General features: G+C 66.6%; 11 protein-coding genes. 10 read left to right on the top strand and 1 reads right to left on the bottom strand.

Annotation, left to right across the window (positions count from 1 at the left end):
- Window positions 1–23: 23 nt before the first annotated feature.
- From A5791_RS06025 to A5791_RS05990, 8 genes are all read left to right on the top strand, one after another.
- Window positions 24–1,406, top strand: coding sequence for an FAD-binding oxidoreductase (locus tag A5791_RS06025; RefSeq protein ID WP_067232711.1), 1,383 nt, complete (start codon window positions 24–26; stop codon window positions 1,404–1,406).
- Complete coding sequence (locus tag A5791_RS06020) at window positions 1,407–2,171, top strand: decaprenylphospho-beta-D-erythro-pentofuranosid-2-ulose 2-reductase (protein WP_067232707.1); 765 nt, start codon at window positions 1,407–1,409, stop codon at window positions 2,169–2,171.
- A 2-nt stretch (window positions 2,172–2,173) separates the two neighbouring features.
- Entirely contained in the window at window positions 2,174–4,111 is a 1,938-nt protein-coding gene (locus A5791_RS06015) for a galactan 5-O-arabinofuranosyltransferase (protein ID WP_082966768.1), read from the top strand.
- The gene (locus A5791_RS06010; protein WP_067232704.1) at window positions 4,111–7,386 is read left to right on the top strand and encodes an arabinosyltransferase domain-containing protein; all 3,276 of its coding nucleotides are present in this window, start codon (window positions 4,111–4,113) and stop codon (window positions 7,384–7,386) included. Before A5791_RS06015 ends, A5791_RS06010 begins: the two co-directional genes overlap by 1 nt.
- Window positions 7,387–7,561: 175 nt before the next feature.
- Window positions 7,562–9,535, top strand: coding sequence for a serine/threonine-protein kinase (locus tag A5791_RS26680; RefSeq protein WP_067232701.1), 1,974 nt, complete (start codon window positions 7,562–7,564; stop codon window positions 9,533–9,535).
- A gap of 69 nt (window positions 9,536–9,604) precedes the next feature.
- Window positions 9,605–9,928 carry a helix-turn-helix transcriptional regulator gene (locus A5791_RS06000; protein ID WP_067232697.1) on the top strand — a complete coding sequence of 108 codons (324 nt, stop codon included), beginning with the start codon at window positions 9,605–9,607 and terminating at the stop codon, window positions 9,926–9,928.
- Window positions 9,925–10,413 carry an SRPBCC family protein gene (locus A5791_RS05995; protein WP_067232693.1) on the top strand — a complete coding sequence of 163 codons (489 nt, stop codon included), beginning with the start codon at window positions 9,925–9,927 and terminating at the stop codon, window positions 10,411–10,413. Before A5791_RS06000 ends, A5791_RS05995 begins: the two co-directional genes overlap by 4 nt.
- A complete protein-coding gene (locus A5791_RS05990; RefSeq protein ID WP_067232689.1) occupies window positions 10,410–11,045 on the top strand; it encodes a maleylpyruvate isomerase family mycothiol-dependent enzyme in 636 nt (211 codons plus the stop codon). Before A5791_RS05995 ends, A5791_RS05990 begins: the two co-directional genes overlap by 4 nt.
- Here the strand turns inward: A5791_RS05990 and A5791_RS05985 are convergent.
- Window positions 11,034–12,173 (bottom strand): BTAD domain-containing putative transcriptional regulator, encoded by a 1,140-nt coding sequence (locus A5791_RS05985; RefSeq protein ID WP_067232685.1) that lies wholly within the window; start codon window positions 12,171–12,173, stop codon window positions 11,034–11,036. The genes A5791_RS05990 and A5791_RS05985 overlap by 12 nt on opposite strands.
- Before the next feature lie 303 nt (window positions 12,174–12,476).
- Here A5791_RS05985 and A5791_RS05980 point away from each other — a divergent pair, with 303 nt between their 5' ends.
- On the top strand, window positions 12,477–15,800 hold the full coding sequence (locus A5791_RS05980) for an arabinosyltransferase domain-containing protein (RefSeq protein ID WP_067232681.1): 3,324 nt from the start codon (window positions 12,477–12,479) through the stop codon (window positions 15,798–15,800).
- The gene (locus A5791_RS05975) at window positions 15,797–19,030 is read left to right on the top strand and encodes an arabinosyltransferase domain-containing protein (RefSeq protein WP_082966767.1); all 3,234 of its coding nucleotides are present in this window, start codon (window positions 15,797–15,799) and stop codon (window positions 19,028–19,030) included. The genes A5791_RS05980 and A5791_RS05975 overlap by 4 nt, the downstream gene beginning before the upstream one ends.
- Window positions 19,031–19,157: the final 127 nt, after the last annotated feature.

Below are 19,157 nucleotides of genomic sequence, written 5' to 3'. Positions count from 1 at the left end.
CGCAGCCTGTACCCTCTTTGACGATGTTGAGCAGTGATATCCCGACGACCGCGACCCGGCTGATGGGCTTTGGCCGCACCGCGCCGTCAGTGGCGCAGGTGCTGTCAACGCCGGATCCCGAGGTGATCGCGAAAGCGGTGGCTCGCGTTGCCGACGCAGGAAACAGAGGCGTCATCGCGCGCGGGCTGGGCCGGTCCTACGGCGACAACGCCCAAAACGGCGGCGGGCTGGTGATCGACATGACCCCGCTGAACACCATCCACGCGATCAGCGCCGACACCCGCCTGGCCGACGTCGACGCCGGGGTGAGCCTAGACCAGCTGATGAAGGCCGCCCTGCCGTTCGGGCTGTGGGTTCCCGTGCTGCCGGGCACGCGGCAGGTGACCGTCGGCGGCGCGATCGCATGCGACATCCACGGCAAGAATCATCACAGCGCGGGCAGCTTCGGAAACCACGTCCGGTCGATGGACCTGCTGACCGCGGACGGCGAGATCCGCCAGCTCACGCCCGACGGTGAAGACTCCGAACTGTTCTGGGCCACCGTCGGCGGCAACGGCCTGACCGGGATCGTCTTGCGGGCCACCATCGCGATGACCCCCACGGAGACCGCGTACTTCATCGCCGACGGCGTCGCCACCAAAGACCTCGACGAAACGGTCGCCGTCCACCTGGACGGCAGCGAAGACAGGTACACCTACTCCAGTGCTTGGTTCGACCTGATCAGTCCGCCGCCGAAGCTGGGTCGGGCTGCGATCAGCCGGGGCAGCCTGGCGAGGCTGGATCAACTTCCGAAAAAGCTCGCCAAGAATCCGCTGAAATTCGATGCGCCGCAGCTGTTGACGGTGCCGAACGTGTTTCCCGTCAGCGCGATGAACAAACTGTCGTTCATGGCGATCGGCGAGGTGTACTACCGGCTGGGCGGAACCTACACCGGCAAGATCATGAACCTGTCGCAGTTCTACCACATGCTCGATCTCGTCAGCGGCTGGAACAATGCTTACGGCCCAACGGGTTTCGCGCAGTATCAATTCCTGGTTCCACCCGACGCGATGGAAGAATTCAAGGCAATCATTCGCTGGATCCAGACTCGCGGGCACTACTCGGCATTGAACGTGTTCAAGTTGTTCGGACCGGGAAACCGCGCACCACTGAGTTTCCCGATGGCCGGCTGGAACGTCGCGATGGACTTTCCCAACAAGCCCGGGATCAACGAGTTCCTCAACGAACTCGACGACCGGGTGATGGAGTTCGGCGGCAGGGTGTACACCGCGAAGGACTCACGGATCAGCGCCGAGCGATTCCACGCCATGTATCCCCGCATCGACGAGTGGATTGCGGTGCGCCGCAAAGTCGATCCGTCGAGGGTGTTCGCCTCCGACATGGCCCGACGTTTGGAGTTGCTCTAAATGGTGCTAGACGCCGTAGGAAACCCGCAGACCATTCTGCTGCTCGGCGGAACGTCCGAGATCGGGCTGGCGATCTGCGAGCGCTATCTGCAGAACGCGCACGCGCGGATCGTGTTGGCCGCCATGCCCGATGACCCCGGTAGGGACGACGCCGTCGCGCAGATGAAGGCCGCCGGCGCGCGGTCGGTAGAACTGATCGACTTCGAAGCCACCGACACCGACAGTCACCCCAAGATGATCGAACAAGCCTGGGCCAATGGGGATGTCGATGTTGCCATCGTCGCGTTCGGTTTGCTCGGCGATGCCGAAGAACTCTGGCAGAACCAGCGCAAGGCTGTGCAGATCGCCGAGATCAACTACACCGCCGCTGTTTCCGTCGGCGTGCTGCTGGGTGAGAAGATGCGGGCCCAGGGGTTCGGCCAGATCATCGCGATGAGCACGGTGGCCGGTGAGCGGGTGCGGCGGTCCAACTTCGTCTACGGCTCCACCAAGGCAGGCCTGGACGGCTTCTACCTGGGCCTGTCAGAAGCGTTGCGCGAGTACGGGGTTCGCGTGCTGGTGATCCGGCCGGGCCAGGTGCGAACCCGGATGAGCGCGCATATCAAGGAAGCTCCGCTGACCGTCGACAAGGAGTACGTCGCCAACCTCGCGGTGACGGCGTCGGCAAAGGGTAAGGAACTGGTTTGGGCGCCAGCAACGTTCCGGTACGTGATGATGGTGTTGCGACACATCCCGCGGAGCATCTTCCGCAAGCTGCCAATCTGACCATGCCGAGCAGACGCAAAAGCGCCCGATTCGGGCGCGAAATGGGAGCTTTTGCGTCTGCTCGCGGCGGTAACGTGCTGGCAGTTCTCGGCCAGATGGTTCTGGCGGCCCTTATTGCCGTCGTGGTCGCAACGGCCTCGCTGGTCGCCATCTCCAGCGTCCAGTGGCCGGCGTTTCCGTCGTCGAACCAGTTGCACGCGCTGACCACCGTCGGCCAGGTCGCTTGCCTGGCCGCACTGATCGCGACCGGCTGGCTGTGGCGGCGCGGACGGTTTCGGTTGCTGACTCAGCTGAGCGGGCTGGTGTTCGTCTCCGCCTTCACCGTCGTGACCCTGGGCATGCCGTTGGGGGCCACCAAGCTGTACCTGTTCGGCATCTCCGTCGACCAGCAATTCCGCACCGAGTACCTGACCCGGCTCACCGACAGCCCCGCCCTGCAGGACATGACCTATCGCGGGCTGCCGCCGTTCTACCCGCCGGGCTGGTTCTGGATCGGCGGACGCGTCGCGGCACTTACCGGGACACCGGCCTGGGAAATGTTCAAGCCGTGGGCGATCACGTCGATCACTATCGCGGTCGCGGTGGCGCTGGTGCTGTGGTGGCGGATGATCCGCTTCGAATACGCGCTGATCGTCACCACTGCCACCGCGGCGGTCACGCTGGCGTACAGCTCGCCGGAGCCGTATGCCGCGATGATCGCGGTGTTGCTGCCGCCGGTGCTGGTGCTGACCTGGTCGGGTCTGCGCGGCGGCACCCGCGCGGGCGGCTGGGCTGCGGTCGTCGGCGCCGGGATATTCCTGGGCTTCACCGCCACGTGGTACACGCTGCTATTCGGTTACACGGCATTCACCATCGCCCTGATGGCGCTGGCGCTGGCCGCATCGCGCTGGCGAAGCGACGGACTGAAAGCCGCCCTGGACCCACTGCGCCGGGTGGCCGTCATCGCCGTCGTCGCAGCAGCCATCGGGTCCACCACGTGGCTGCCGTTCTTGTTGCGGGCGACCCGCAGCCCAGTCAGCGACACCGGCAGCGCACAGCACTACCTCCCGGCCGACGGCGCCGAGCTGACCTTCCCGATGCTGCAGTTCTCGCTGCTGGGCGCGATCTGCATGCTGGGCACGCTCTGGCTGGTGGTGCGCGCCCGTTCGTCGGTGCGGGCGGGTGCCCTGGCGATCGCGGTGCTGGCCGTCTACCTGTGGTCGTTGTTGTCGATGCTGACCACGCTGGCCCGCACCACACTGCTCTCGTTCCGGCTGCAGCCGTCGTTGTCGGTGCTGCTGGTCACTGCCGGGGTGTTCGGCTTCGTCGAGGCGGCCCAAGCACTTGCCGGCCGGAGCCGCGCGATCCTGCCGGTGGCCGGCGCGATCGGGCTGGCCGGGGCGATCGCCTTCAGCCAGGACATTCCCGACGTGCTGCGCCCCGACCTCACCATCGCCTACACCGACACCGACGGCTACGGCCAGCGTGGCGACCGGCGGCCACCGAGCTCGGAGAAGTACTACCCGGCCATCGACGCCGCAATCCGGCGCGTCACCGGCAAACCGCCCGACCAGACCGTGGTGCTGACCGCCGACTACAGCTTCCTGTCCTACTACCCGTACTGGGGCTTTCAGGGGCTGACGTCGCACTACGCCAACCCGCTTGCGCAGTTCGACGAGCGTGCCGTCCAGATCAAACACTGGGCCAAGCTCAACACCGCCGACGAGTTCATCCATGCGCTGGACACGCTGCCCTGGCAGCCGCCTACCGTATTCCTGATGCGCCGCGGCGCGGGCCACACCTATACCTTGCGGCTGGCCGAGGACGTGTACCCCAACCAGCCCAACGTCCGCCGCTACCTCGTCGAGCTACCGGCCGCGCTGTTCGCCGACCCGCGGTTCGCGATGGAAAGCGTTGGCCCCTTCGTACTGGCGATTCGCAAGCCTGCGGGTAGCGGCTGATGGCCACCGAGACCTCACCTGACACGGTCGAAGAACTACGATCTACCTCCGTGAGCGACACGGGAGCGAATCACCGGATCGCTCGCTCCATTGCCGTCGTCGCGGGGCTCCTCGGGACCCTGCTGGCGATCGTCACCCCGGTGCTGCCGGTCAACCAGACCACCGCCCAACTGAACTGGCCGCAGAACGCCACCTTCAACAGCGTCGAGGCGCCGCTGATCGGCTACGTGGCCACCGAACTGAACGTCAGCGTGCCCTGCCAGGCCGCCGCCGGACTGGCCGGACCACAGAACGCGGGCAAGACGGTGCTGTTGTCGACCGTCCCCAAACAAGCACCGAAAGCCGTCGACCGCGGCCTGCTGATCCAGCGCGCCAACGAAGAGCTCGTGTTGGTGGTACGCAATGTCGCGGTGGTCACCGCCCCACTGAGCCAGGTGCTCAGTCCGGCGTGTCAGCGTCTGACCTTCACCGCCCACGCCGACCGGGTCACCGCCGAGTTCGTCGGCCTGACCCAGGGACCCAACGCCGAGCACCCGGGCTCGCCGCTGCGCGGCGAACGCAGCGGCTACGACTTCCGGCCCCAGATCGTCGGCATATTCACCGACCTGTCCGGCCCGGCGCCACCGGGTCTGAGCTTCTCGGCGACCGTCGACACCCGCTACAGCAGCAGCCCGACGATGCTGAAGCTGGTCGCGATGGTCCTCGGCGTGCTGATGACGGTCGCGGCGCTGGTCGCGCTGCACGTCCTCGACACCGCTGACGGCACCAGGCACCGGCGCTTCCTGCCCGCTCGCTGGTGGTCGATCGGCGGCCTGGACGCCTTGGTGATCGGCGTGCTGGTGTGGTGGCATTTCGTCGGCGCCAACACGTCCGACGACGGCTACATCCTGACCATGGCGCGGGTGTCTGAGCACGCCGGTTATATGGCCAACTACTACCGCTGGTTCGGCACCCCCGAGGCGCCGTTCGGCTGGTATTACGACCTGCTCGCCCTGTGGGCCCACGTCAGCACCGCCAGCGTCTGGATGCGGCTGCCAGTCCTCGCGATGGCGCTGACCTGCTGGTGGGTGATCAGCCGCGAAGTCATGCCTCGTTTGGGGCAGGCCGTCAAGCGAAGCCGGGCTGCTGCGTGGACCGCGGCGGGCATGTTCCTGGCAGTCTGGTTGCCGCTCGACAACGGCCTGCGGCCCGAGCCGATCATCGCCCTGGGCATCCTGCTGACCTGGTGCTCGGTCGAACGGGCGGTGGCCACCAGCAGGCTGCTGCCGGTGGCGGTCGCCTGCATCATCGGCGCGCTGACGCTGTTCTCCGGGCCGACGGGCATCGCCTCCATCGGTGCGCTGCTGGTCGCGGTTGGGCCGCTGCGGACCATCCTGCATCGCAGGTCAAAACGCTTCGGCCTGCTGCCGCTGGTCTCGCCCATCCTGGCCGCGGTAACCGTCACCACGATCCTGATCTTCCGCGACCAGACCCTGGCCGGAGAGATGCAAGCCAGCATGCTCAAGCGCGCCGTCGGGCCCAGCCTCAGCTGGTTCGACGAACACATCCGCTACGAGCGCCTGTTCATGGCCAGTCCCGACGGGTCGGTCGCACGCCGTTTCGCGGTGCTGGCCTTGGTACTCGCGCTGGCGATCTCGGTGGCAATGTCGTTGCGCAAGGGCCGAATTCCGGGCACCGCCACCGGACCGAGCCGGCGCATCGTCGGCATCACGATCATCTCGTTCCTGGCGATGATGTTCACTCCGACCAAATGGACACACCACTTCGGGGTGTTCGCCGGGCTGGCCGGATGTCTGGGCGCGCTGGCCGCTGTCGCGGTGACGGCCGATTCGATGCATTCCCGACGCAATCGCACGGTGTTCGCCGCCGCCGTGCTGTTCTTGGTCGCGCTGTCGTTCGCCAGCGTCAACGGCTGGTGGTATGTGTCCAATTTCGGTGTGCCATGGTCGAATTCGTTCCCGGATTGGCACTATGCCTTCGCCACCGTGCTACTGGGGCTGACCGTGGTGGTGCTGTTGCTGTCGGCGTGGTTCCACTTCGTCGCGACCCATAACGGGCCGCCCCAGACCCGGTACGGGGCGCGCGTGGCCGTAATCGTCCAGTCTCCGTTGGCAATTGCGACGTGGATCCTGGTGATCTTCGAGGTGGTGTCGTTGACCGCGGCGATGGCGACCCAGTACCCGGCGTGGTCGGTGGGCCGCTCCAACCTGCAGGCGCTCGCGGGCAAGTCCTGCGGTCTGGCCGAGGACGTGATGGTGGAGCTGGATCCCAACGCCGGCATGCTGCCGCCTGTTTCAGCCCCAGTTGCCGACGCCCTCGGAGCGGGCCTGTCGGAAGCCTTTACGCCCAACGGTATTCCCGCCGATGTCTCCGCCGACCCGGTGATGGAACGTCCCGGCGACCGCAGTTTCATCAACGAAGACAGCAAGACCACCAACAGCGAGGCCGGCACAGAGGGCGGCACCAACCCCGCGCCGGGCATCAACGGCTCGCGCGCCCAACTGCCCTACCACCTGGATCCGGGCCGCACGCCGGTGCTGGGCAGCTGGCGAGCCGGTATTCAGGTGCCTGCGATGCTGCGCTCCGGTTGGTACCGACTGCCCGCCAAGAACGAGCGCACCAAAGCCGGCCCGCTGCTGGTGATATCGGCGGCCGGCCGCTTCGATCCGCGGGAGATTCAGCTGCAATGGGCCACCGACGACGGCGCGACCAGCGGGCATCCGGGCGGGTCCTTCCAATTCGGCGACGTCGGCGCGGTACCGGCCTGGCGCAACCTGCGACTGCCGCTATCGGTGATTCCGAGCGAGGCCACCCAGGTTCGCCTGGTCGCCGACGACTCGGATCTGGCGCCGCAGCACTGGATTGCGCTGACGCCGCCGCGGATACCCGAGTTGCGCACACTGCAGGAGGTGGTGGGCTCGAGAGACCCGGTGTTCCTGGACTGGCTGGTGGGTTTGGCCTTCCCGTGTCAGCGGCCGTTCGGCCATCGAAACGGCGTCACCGAGACGCCGAAATGGCGCATCCTGCCGGACCGGTTCGGGGCCGAGGCCAACTCTCCGGTGATGGACAACAACGGCGGCGGGCCGCTGGGCATCACCGAGTTGCTGGTGAAGGCAACGACGGTAGCCAGCTACCTCAGAGACGACTGGTTCCGGGACTGGGGCAGCCTGCAACAGCTGACGCCGTACTACCCCGACGCCCAGCCGGCCCAGCTCGAGTTAGGGACGGAGACCCGCGGCGGGCTGTGGAACCCCGCGCCACTGCGTAAGACCTAATGGTGGCGGGCAAATATCGGCACAACCCCGTAATGACCTCGGCGTAACTCGTCGTATTTAGACCGCACCGACGGCCGATTAGCAGAAACCCGGAAAATGCGGGCTGCATTCGCCATACTTGTGGTCTTCTTCATATCTTTCACGGGTCGAGAAACGAGCCGATGGGAGTTGCGCGATGTCGGCAGAGGACGGCACGCCTTTCGGGCGTTACCGCTTGGTGGAGTTACTCGGCCGCGGCGGCATGGGCGAGGTGTGGCGTGCCCATGACACCGAAACCGACCGAATTGTGGCAATCAAGGTTTTGCCCGCGAATTTGTCCGACGACAAAGACTTTCAGCAGCGATTCCGCCGGGAAGCCCATGCGGCAGCACGATTGAACAGCCCGCACGTAATTCCGATCCACAACTACGGCGAAATCGACGGTCGCCTTTATGTCGATATGCGTCTGATCGAAGGCCGGGACCTGGGCGCCGTGCTGGCTGACGGGCCGCTGGAACCAGGGCGGGCGGTGCGCATCATCGAGCAAGTCGCCAAGGCGTTGCATGACGCCCACCAGGTCGGGCTGCTGCACCGCGACATCAAGCCGTCGAACATCCTGCTCGATCGCGACGACTTCGCCTACCTGATCGATTTCGGCATCGCCCGAGTGGCCGATGAAACGCGAATGACCAAGTCCGGCTACATGATCGGCACTTTCCAATACATCGCGCCCGAGCGTCTGGACAGCGGAACCGAAGATGCCCGCGCCGACATCTATTCATTGGCCTGCGTGCTGTATGAATGCCTGACCGGAAGCCCGCCTTTCGACGGGACGACGATGGCGCGCCTGGTTGCCGCACACCTGAGCACGCCGCCTCCCCGGCCGTCGATAAATCAACCGAATGTGCCTCCGCAAGCCGACGAAGTGATCGCAACCGGTATGGCCAAAGACCCCGACGAAAGGTATGCGACAACAATCGAATTGGCCGACGCAGCCCGCGACGCGATCACCACCCCGATTCCGCGATCCCACCCGGTGCCGCCGACCGCACCGGTCAACCAGATGCAGCCCGACGTGCACCAGGGTCAGGGCGCACCCGTGGCCGCTTTCGCTTCGCCGTCAGGCGCCACCCATTTCCATCCAGCCACCGGCCCCAGCTCGCTTGGACCGCTGGTGGGTCAGTCGCCTAGTGGCCAAAGAAACCGCCGCCGCATCGCATGGGCGGGAGCTGCAGCGGTGCTCGCCGCAATCGCCGTGGTACTCGCCGTCGTGTTGACCACCGGCAGCGACCGCAGCAACCGGCCCGCTGCCGTCCCGACGAGCACGGCACCGCCGAATACCGGTCCCTTCACCGGCGTGTACCGCGCCGACTTCGGTGCCTCGGCCACCTACGGGAAACCGGACGACGGCGGGACCCCGTCGACCGGCCAATGGGCGGTCCGTTCCGCATGCCGTAACACCGGTTGCGTGGCAACAGCGGCCGCCACGGGCGGTCCCACCCTGCAGCCGTCATTCGTGCTGGACGACATCGGCGGAGAGTGGCATGCCGTCGGGACAGCTTCGGTGACGTCGTTCCCACCAGATGTGACGGGGTTCAAGGGCTGTGCTCCCGGCGAATACTGGACCACCATCACGCTGCAGCCACGCCCCGATGGAACACTCGGCGGCCAGTATCGCGCGACCGGCCCTCCTGGTTGCGAGACGGAACGAACCATCACCTTCACCCGGACCGGAGACGTCGACCTCAACAGCCTTCCCGATCCGGCCAGCCAACCTGTGCGCGTAGCGTCCGCGGCCGAGGCTTGGCACGGCCGCTACCGCATTACGCATACGCCCGCCAACACGCGATTCAAGGCTATGTCGGACGATGGCACTGTTCAGACCACGTGCCTTCGGACAGGCGAACGCTGCGTCAGCGTCAACCATGGTCATGGGACTGACGTCTACAATTTCGCGAACGGAAAATGGATCTACACGTATGACGGCAATCAAAACTGCAGCGCCGGCGGATCCGTTCCGACGAAAGTCTATTGGGAGCTTCCGCTTCCGCAGCCGACGCAAGATCCAATCACGCAAATGACTGGCTTCGGACATAGGGACATAGCCGGCAGCGGTGCTTGTGCCGGCTCCTATAACGAAGCGCTGAATGTCGAACGCACCGGTGACTGAACGGCCGAGAAGCGTACTGCGCTGCCGAAGCATTGAGTTCGAGGCTCTGTAAGTCTAGACTTACGGTTCGTGGTCACTTACCAAACGGGCGCTGCGTGGCTCGCCTTGGCTGACGGGACACGCCGGTCGATTGTGGAGCGGCTTGCGCACGGCCCGCTGGCCGTCGGCGAACTGGCTCGTGACCTGCCCGTCAGCCGGCCGGCCGTTTCGCAACACCTCAAGGTGCTCAAGTGCGCGGGGCTGGTGCGCGACCGCGCCGACGGCACGCGTCGCGTCTACCAACTCGACCCGACCGGCCTGCAAGCGTTGCGAGCCGACCTCGACCGATTCTGGACGCAAGCGCTGGCCACATACGCACAAAGCCTCAACGACATGGGAGGGGATCCTGCATGACAGAGCCACGAACACCCGACGTGCGTCACCGCATCGTCGTCAACGCCCCGGTCGAGCGCGCGTTCGCCGTCTTCACCGAGCGGTTCGGCGACTTCAAACCGCGCGAGCACAATCTGCTCGCCGTCCCCATCGCTGAGACGGTTTTCGAGCCCCGGGTGGGCGGGCACATCTACGACCGAGGGGTCGACGGCACCGAGTGCCGATGGGCACGCGTGCTGGTTTACGAGCCGCCCACCCGCGTCGTGTTCACCTGGGACATCGGTCCGACCTGGCAACTGCAAGACGATCCGTCCAAAGCCAGCGAAGTCGAGGTGCGCTTTATCGCCGAATCCGGCCAACGTACCCGCGTCGAACTCGAACACCGCCATCTGGACCGCCACGGCAAGGGCTGGCAGTCGGTCGCCGACGGCGTCGACGGGGACGCTGGCTGGCCGCTGTATCTGGACCGCTATGGTCACCTGTTCAGCGTGGCGGCACGGTCATGACGACAAACGGAGAAGCCAGCCTGATGGACATGGCCCGCGCCGAGCGGGCCGACCTCGCGGAGTTCCTGGCCACCCTGACTCCGCAACAGTGGGCCGCACCCAGTCTGTGTACCAAGTGGAGCGTGAAAGATGTTGTCGCGCATGTGATCAGCTACGAGGAACTCGGCACTCTTGGGCTGATCAAGCGATTCGCGAAGGGCGGGATAGTGCGCGCCAATGAGGTTGGCGTCAACGAGTTCGCCGCCCGCAGCCCGCAGGAATTGCTGGACTTTCTGCGCAATCACCTCACTCCACGCGGGCTAACCGCGGGCTTCGGCGGAATGATCGCACTCGTCGACGGCACGGTCCACCACCAGGACATCCGGCGCGCGCTCGGCCAGCCGCGCGCCATCCCCGCCGATCGACTGGTCCAGGTCCTCGGCCGCGTGCCGGGCAACCCCCGACTCGGTGCCGGACGCCGGATCAGAGGACTGCACCTGCGGGCCACCGACGTCGACTGGGAACACGGCAGCGGGCCCGAGGTTTCCGGCTCCGGCGAGGCCCTGCTCATGGCGATGACCGGCCGCCCCGCAGCGCTCGCGGACCTCGCCGGCCCCGGCCATGCCACCCTGGCCGCCCGGCTAAGTGGCTGAGTCCCCGCTGACCTCGACGACGAACTCGCTGCTGCCGATGCGGATACGGTCGCCGTCGGCGAGGTTGGCGCTGCCCCGGATGCGCTGACCTCCTACCTCGACGCCATTCGTCGAGCGCGAATCGTAAATCACGAAACCCGCTCCCGTGTCGATGATTACCGCATGATGGCGGCTGACATCCTCGTCGTCGGCGACGACGATGTCGTTGTCGTCGAGACGCCCGAGCCGGGTGGTCGCGCCGCTCAGCCGATACCGGCGACCGGTCTGGTCACGCAGCCAGGCTTCGGCGGACTCGGCCGCGGCATCCGAGTCGGCTTGGTAAGCGCCCAGCCGGCGGGTGGTCGAAATCAAACGCTTTGCGGCCAACGGCTGCTGGCGCAGTATGCGCTCGTGCAACGCGGTGACGGTGGGACCGGGATCGATGCCAAGCCCGTCGGCCAAAGCCGTTTTGAGACGGCGGTAGGCCCCGAGAGCGTCCGACTGGCGCTCGGTGATGTAGTAGGCCGTGATGAGCTGCGCCCACAGCGGTTCGCGGTAGGGATGTTCGGCGGTAAGCGCCTCGAGCTCGGCGATCACCGCGCCGGCGCGGCCGCACGCGATCTCGGCGTCGGCGCGCGCGGTGTGCGCCGCCACCTTTTCCTCCACCAGCGCGGTGCCGAATGCCTGAACGAAGGCGAAGTCTCGTAAGTCGTCGAGGACCGGGCCGCGCCATTCGCGCAGCGCTGCCGACAAATGGCTGCTGGCATCCTCGAATCGGCCAGCGGCGGCGGCCTGGACACCGGCGGCCTTTTCGGTGGTGAAACGCCCGACGTCGCATTCGGTGTCGGCAATGCTGAGCTGGTAGCCCGGCGGTGCGCTGGCCAGCACCTGGTACGGGTCGACGCCCGCGTCGCGCAGCAGCCGCCGCAGGTTGGACACGTGGGATTGGATGCTGGTCCGCGCGGCCGGTACCGGGTCCTCGTCCCATACCGCGTCGATCAACGCGTCGACCGACACCGGACGGTTGCGGTTGATCACCAGCATCGCCAAGACGGCTCGCTGCTTGGGCGCGCCCAGCGGCAACCGGACACCGTGGGTGGTCATCAGTAACGGCCCCAGCACGCCGAACCCGAGTCCCGAGCTCTTCATTGCGCCGCGAGCCTCCTGGGTTGTCGAGGGCCGTCGCTCCCATTGTGACGGCATGCACGGCCGCAAGCGGGTGAATCCACGCGGCGCCGCTTCGCGCTGGGTCCGCTTCGCGCTGCGCCGCTTCGCGCTGGACCGCGACACTTACATGGCTGCGACGACACGCCGCCTGGGGTCGCAGTGGTTTAAGTCTCGGCAATCGCTGGCGAGGGCCGGAGTGCCAAATGCCAATACCTCACCCGTTCAGGCCCCTGCCCGGCCCGGCATCCTCACCCGCGAAAGCGGCGTCGCTTACCATCGACCCTCGTGCCCCCCGACGGTAATGAGCGATCGCAGCGGATCCCACGGCTGGTCGCCACCGTCGCCGGCATCGTGGGCTTGTTGTTGTGCGCGCTGGTTCCGTTGCTTCCGGTGAAGCAGACCACCTCGACCATCCGATGGCCCCAGGGGAGCACCGCGGACGGCAACGTCACCCAGATCACCGCACCGCTGGTTTCCGGGGCGCCCCGCGCGCTGGACATCTCCATCCCGTGCGCAGCGATGGCCACCTTGCCCGCCGACGGCGGCTTGGTGCTGTCCACCCTCCCATCGGGCGGAATGGATGCCGGCAAGCACGCGCTGTTCGTGCGCGCCAGTAAAGACGTAATCGTCGTTGCGTTCCGAGACTCGGTCGCGGCGGTCGCGCAACGCTCGGCCGTCGCCGCCGGCGCCTGCAACGTGCTGCACATCTGGGCAGACGCCAGCGCCGCGGGTGCGGATTTCGTCGGGATCCCCGGTGCCAGAGGGATCCTGGCCCCCGAGAAGAAGCCGCAAGTCGGCGGGATCTTCACCGAGATGAAGGTCGCGGCCCAGCCCGGGTTGTCGGCCCGCATCGACGTCGACACCAGATTCATCACCGCGCCGACGGCACTGAAGACGGTCCTGATGATCCTCGGCGCGCTGAGCGTCCTGGCAGCCATCATCGCGATGGGCGCGCTGGACCGCCACAGCCGCGGCGACGACACGTTGCGGGACTGGCGCTCCCCGATCGCCTGGCTCTCCCGCTATCGCCCCCGAGAACACCGGCCGTCGTGGTGGCGGGTCGGCCTGACGACCTGGATCGCCGACGCTGCAGTGATTGCGACGCTGCTGCTCTGGCACGTTATTGGCGCCACTTCGTCCGACGACGGCTACAACCTGACCATCGCCCGTGTGGCGCCGCACGCCGGATACGTCGCCAACTACTACCGCTATTTCGGCACCACCGAGGCGCCGTTCGACTGGTACCACTCGGTATTGGCCCAGCTGGCGTCGGTGAGCACCGCCGGCGTGTGGATGCGACTGCCCGCCACGCTGGCCGGGATCGCATGCTGGCTGCTCATCAGCCGCTGCGTGCTGCGGCGGTTGGGACCGGGCAAGGGCGGCATGGCCTCCAACCGGGCGGCCGTGTACACCGCGGGCGCGGTGTTCGTGGCCGCGTGGCTGCCGTTCAACAACGGCCTGCGACCCGAGCCGCTGATCGCCCTGGGCGTGCTGGTCACCTGGATGCTGGTGGAACGCTCGATCGCGGCGCGACGACTGGTCCCGGCGGCGGTGGCCATCATCGTCGCCATGCTCACGGCGACGCTGGCACCGCAGGGGCTGATCGCGCTGGCCGCGTTGCTGACCGGGGCCCGGGCCATCGCCGCGACGATCCGCCGCCGCCAGGCCACCGACGGGTTGGTGGCACCGCTGGCAGTACTGGCCGCGTCGTTGTCGCTGATCACCGTCGTGGTCTTCCGGGCGCAGACGCTGGCCACCGTCGCCGAGTCGGCCCGCATCAAGTACAAGGTCGGGCCGACAATCGCCTGGTACCAAGATTGGTTGCGCTACTACTTCCTGACGGTCGAATCCAACCCCGACGGGTCGATGGCGCGGCGCTTCGCTGTCCTGGTGCTGCTGCTGTGCCTGTTCGGCATGTTGTTCGTGCTGCTGAGGCGTGGCCGGGTGCCGGGGCTGGCCAGCGGCCCGGCCTGGCGGCTGATCGGAACCACCGCGGTCGGGTTGCTGTTGCTGACGTTCACGCCGACCAAGTGGGCAATTCAATTCGGTGCGTTCGCCGGGCTGGCCGGGGCGCTGGGCGCGGTCACCGCATTCACGGTCGCGCGTATCGGCCTGCACAGCCGACGCAACCTGGCGTTGTACGTCACCGCGCTGCTGTTCGTGTTGGCGTGGGCCACGTCGGGAGTCAACGGGTGGTTCTACGTCGGCAACTACGGAGTGCCGTGGTACGACATCCAGCCCGTCGTCGCCAGCCACCCGGTGACATCGATGTTCCTGACGTTGTCGATCATCACTGGGTTGCTGGCCGCCTGGTACCACTTCCGGATGGACTACGCCGGGCACACCGAGGTCCAGGACAACCGGCGCAACCGGGTGCTGGCGTCGACGCCCCTGCTGGTGGTGGCAGTGATCATGGTCCTGGGCGAAGTGGGCTCACTGGCCAAGGGGGCGGCTTTCCGCTACCCGCTCTACACCACCGCGAAAGCCAACCTGGCTGCGCTGACCTCCGGGCTCACCAGTTGCGCGATGGCCGATGACGTGCTGACTGAACCCGACCCCAATGTTGGCCTGCTGCAGCCGGTTCCGGGTCAGACGTTCGGACCGGACGGCCCGCTCGGCGGCAGCAATCCCGTCGGGTTCAAACCCGAAGGGGTGGGTGACGACCTGCGGTCGTACCCGGTGGTGACCAAACCTGGGGTGGTGAATTCCACCGGGTCGCCCAACAAGCCCAACGCCACGATGAGTGACTCCGCGGGCACGGCCGGCGGGAAGGGCCCGATCGGCGTGAACGGGTCGCACGTGGCGCTACCGTTCGGCCTCGACCCGGCCCGTACGCCGGTGATGGGCAGCTACGACGAGAATTCGCTGGCCGCCTCCGCGACCTCCTCCTGGTACCAGTTGCCGCCGCGTACGCCCGACCGGCCGGTGGTCGTGGTCTCGGCATCCGGTGCTATCTGGTCGTACAAAGAGGACGGCACCTTCACCTACGGACAGCAGCTGAAATTGCAGTGGGGCGTCGCTCGCCCCGACGGCACCACCCAGCCGCTTGCGGAGGTGTATCCGATCGACATCGGGCCGGAGCCGGCGTGGCGCAATCTGCGGTTCCCGCTCACCTGGGCGCCCCCGGAGGCCAACGTGGCACGCATCGTCGCTTACGACCCAAACCTGAGTTCCGAGCAGTGGTTCGCGTTCACGCCGCCGCGGGTCCCGATGCTGCAGACCCTGCAGGAGTTGATCGGATCGCGCACACCTGTGCTGATGGACATCGCGACCGCCGCGAACTTCCCGTGCCAGCGGCCGTTCTCCGAACACCTTGGCGTTGCCGAACTTCCGGGATATCGGATTCTGCCCGATCACAAACAAACCGCGTCGTCGTCCAACGGGTGGGAGGCCAGCGAGACCGGCGGTCCGTTTCTTTTCACCCAGGCGCTGTTGCGGACCTCGACAATCTCGACCTATCTGCGCGGCGACTGGTATCGCGACTGGGGATCGGTCGAGCAGTATTACCCCTTGGTGCCCAGTGACCAGGCGCCGACTGCCGTCGTCGAACAGGGTGTGATGACCGTGAACGGCTGGAGCCGGCAAGGACCGATTCGGGCGCTGCCGTGAGCGTCATCCAGCACGAAGAACAAGCCGTCGGCCGTACGCGCGACGACGTCCGCGTCACCCGGTGGGTTGCCACGATCGCCGGACTGATCGGCTTCGTGTTGTCGATAGCGACACCGCTGCTGCCGGTCGTGCAGACCACCGCGACGCTGAACTGGCCACAGAATGGCCAACTCAACAACGTTACAGCGCCCCTCATTTCCCTGAGTCCGGTCGACGCGACGGCCACCGTGCCATGCACCGTGGTCCGAGACCTGCCACCCGAGGGCGGCGTGGTGCTGAGCACTGCGCCCAAGAAGGGCAAGGACGCCGCGCTCAACGCGCTGTTCGTCGTCGTCAGCAGCAAGCGCGTCGACGTCACCGATCGCAACGTAGTGATTGCCAGCGCGTCGCGGGATCAGGCCTTGTCGCCGCAGTGTCAGCGGATCGAGATCACGTCCACTCGTGCCGGCACTTTCGCCACGTTTGTCGGGTTGACCGACCCGGCGGGTAAGCCGCTCGGCGGCGGTTTCACCGACCCCAACCTGCGCCCGCAGATCGTCGGGGTGTTCACCGACCTGACCGGTCCCGCGCCGCCGGGACTGAAGTTCTCGGCGACCATTGACACGCGATTCTCCACCACCCCGACGACGCTGAAACTGCTGGCGATGGTGGGCGCCATTCTGTCCACCATCGCTTCGCTGGTCGCGCTCTGGCGGCTGGACCAGCTGGACGGTCGCCGGATGCACCGGCTGATCCCGACTCGCTGGAAGAAATTCACCCTCGTCGACGCCACGGTGATCTTCGGGTTCGTGCTGTGGCACGTGATCGGGGCGAACTCCTCCGACGACGGCTACATCCTGGGCATGGCCCGAGTCGCCGACCACGCCGGCTACATGTCCAATTACTTCCGCTGGTTCGGCAGCCCGGAAGACCCCTTCGGCTGGTATTACAACCTGCTGGCGTTGATGACCCACGTCAGCGACGGCAGCTTGTGGATGCGGTTGCCGGACCTCGTCGCCGGGCTGGTGTGCTGGCTGCTGCTCTCGCGTGAGGTGTTGCCCCGGCTGGGGCCGGCGGTAACCGCCAGCACGGCAGCCAACTGGGCGGCCGGCCTGGTTCTGCTCACCGCGTGGATGCCGTTCGACAACGGCCTTCGTCCCGAGCCGATCATTGCGGTCGGTTCTCTGATCACCTACGTGCTGATCGAGCGCTCGATGTGCGCCTCTCGGTTGACGCCGGCGGCGCTGGCGGTGGTGACCGCCGCGTTCACCCTGGGGGTGCAGCCCACGGGCTTGATCGCGGTGGCCGCGTTGGTTGCCGGTGGACGTCCGATCCTGCGAATTTTGGTCCGCCGCCATCGCGTTGTCGGTACCTGGCCGCTGGTGGCGCCGATGCTGGCTGCAGGGTTCGTCATCTTCACCGTCGTGTTCGCTGACCAGACCCTGTCAACGGTGTTGGAAGCAACCAGGATTCGCACCGCGATCGGCCCCAGCCAGGCCTGGTACACCGAGAACCTGCGCTACTACTACCTGATCCTGCCCACGGTCGACGGTTCGTTGTCGCGCCGGTTCGGGTTCTTGATCACCGCGCTCTGCCTGTTCACAGCTGTGTTCATCATGTTGCGGCGCAAGCGAGTTCCCGGCGTGGCCCGCGGGCCGGCGTGGCGGCTGATGGGTGTCATCTTCGGCACCATGTTCTTCTTGATGTTCACCCCCACCAAGTGGGTGCACCACTTCGGGCTGTTCGCCGCGGTGGGCGCGGCGATGGCCGCACTGACTACCGTGCTGGTTTCACCCCAGGTGCTGCGCTGGTCGCGCAACCGTATGGCGTTCCTGGCGGCGGTTTTGTTCGTGCTAGCGCTCTGCTTCGCCACCACCAACGGTTGGTGGTACGTCTCGAGCTACGGCGTGCCGTTCAACAGCTCCATGCCGAAAATCGGCGGAATCTCGGTCAGTGCAATCTTTTTCGCGCTGTTCGCGATTACCGCGGTGTATGCGGCCTGGTTACACTTCGCGGATACCAGCCATGGCCAGGGCCGGCTGGCCCGGGCGGTGACGGCGGCGCCTGTCCCCCTCGCGGCGGGTTTCATGGCGCTGGTGTTCGTCGCATCGATGGTGGCCGGCATCGTTCGGCAGTATCCCACCTACTCCAATGCCTGGGACAACCTGCGCGAGTTCAGCGGCGGTTGCGGACTGGCCGACGACGTGCTCGTCGAGCCGGACAGCAACGCCGGCTTTATGGCGCCGCTACCAGACAATTACGGCCCTTGGGGCCCATTGGGCCCATTAGGGGGGACCAGCCCAACAGGATTCACCCCCAACGGCGCGCCGGAACGCACTCTGGCCGAAGCGGTCCGGGAGACGGCGGTACCGCAGCCCGGGACCGACTACGACTGGTACGGACCGACCAAGCTGACGGCCCCGGGAATCAACGGATCCCTACTCCCGTTGCCCTACGGTCTCAACCCCGACCAGGTTCCGGTGGCCGGCAGCTACACCACCGGTCCGCAGCAGCAGAGCCGCCTGACCTCGGCGTGGTACCAGCTGCCGAAGCCCGACGCCGGACACCCGTTGGTAGTGGTGACCGCCGCAGGCACGATCGCCGGTAACAGCATCCTGCACCACCACACCTCCGGGCAGACCGTCGTACTCGAATACGGCAGGCCCGGTCCCGGCGGTGACCTGCTGCCGGCTGGGCGACTGCTGCCCTACGACTTGTACGGCGAACAGCCGAAGGCGTGGCGCAACCTGCGCTTCGCCCGTTCCCAGATGCCCGCCGACGCGGTTGCGGTCCGGGTGGTGGCCGAGGACCTGTCCCTGACGCCGGACGACTGGATCGCGGTGACTCCGCCGCGCGTGCCGGAGCTGCGTTCCCTGCAGGAGTATGTCGGGTCGTCGCAGCCGGTGCTGATGGATTGGGCGGTCGGGCTAGCCTTCCCATGCCAGCAGCCGATGCTGCATGTCAACGGCGTCACCGACATCCCCAAATTCCGCATCACGCCGGACTACAACGCCAAGAAACAGGACACCGACACCTGGCAGGACGGCGTCAACGGCGGCCTGCTGGGGATTACCGACCTGCTGCTGCGCGCCCACGTCATGTCGACCTATCTGTCTCGGGACTGGGGCCGCGACTGGGGCTCGCTGCGCAAGTTCGAGACGCTCGTGGACGCCGGGCCGGCCCAGCTTCAATTAGGCACCGCGACCCGCAGCGGGTTGTGGTCGCCGGGCAGGATCCGGATCAAGCCGTAGCGTTTTGGCCTTAGGGTTAAGTTTTACCGCGGTAATCACAGGTGTCACTTCAGCACCGGCGCGGCTGGCACCAATCGTTTCGGGAAAGCGCTAGCGTCGGCGCTAGCACATCGCTGAGCGACGCGCC

This window comes from Mycobacterium sp. 852002-51163_SCH5372311 (genome assembly GCF_001667115.1).
Lineage (GTDB): Bacteria > Actinomycetota > Actinomycetes > Mycobacteriales > Mycobacteriaceae > Mycobacterium.
The sequence above is the reverse complement of the archived record's forward strand: the minus strand, read 5'-3'. Positions and strand labels throughout refer to the sequence as shown.

Coding starts and splice junctions, on each gene's coding strand:
- A5791_RS06015 (WP_082966768.1), top strand. CDS start 2,174: ATGCCGAGCAGACGCAAAAGCGCCCGATTCGGGCGCGAAATGGGAGCT.
- A5791_RS06020 (WP_067232707.1), top strand. CDS start 1,407: ATGGTGCTAGACGCCGTAGGAAACCCGCAGACCATTCTGCTGCTCGGC.
- A5791_RS06010 (WP_067232704.1), top strand. CDS start 4,111: ATGGCCACCGAGACCTCACCTGACACGGTCGAAGAACTACGATCTACC.
- A5791_RS26680 (WP_067232701.1), top strand. CDS start 7,562: ATGTCGGCAGAGGACGGCACGCCTTTCGGGCGTTACCGCTTGGTGGAG.
- A5791_RS05990 (WP_067232689.1), top strand. CDS start 10,410: ATGACGACAAACGGAGAAGCCAGCCTGATGGACATGGCCCGCGCCGAG.
- A5791_RS05985 (WP_067232685.1), bottom strand. CDS start 12,173: ATGAAGAGCTCGGGACTCGGGTTCGGCGTGCTGGGGCCGTTACTGATG.
- A5791_RS06025 (WP_067232711.1), top strand. CDS start 24: ATGTTGAGCAGTGATATCCCGACGACCGCGACCCGGCTGATGGGCTTT.
- A5791_RS05995 (WP_067232693.1), top strand. CDS start 9,925: ATGACAGAGCCACGAACACCCGACGTGCGTCACCGCATCGTCGTCAAC.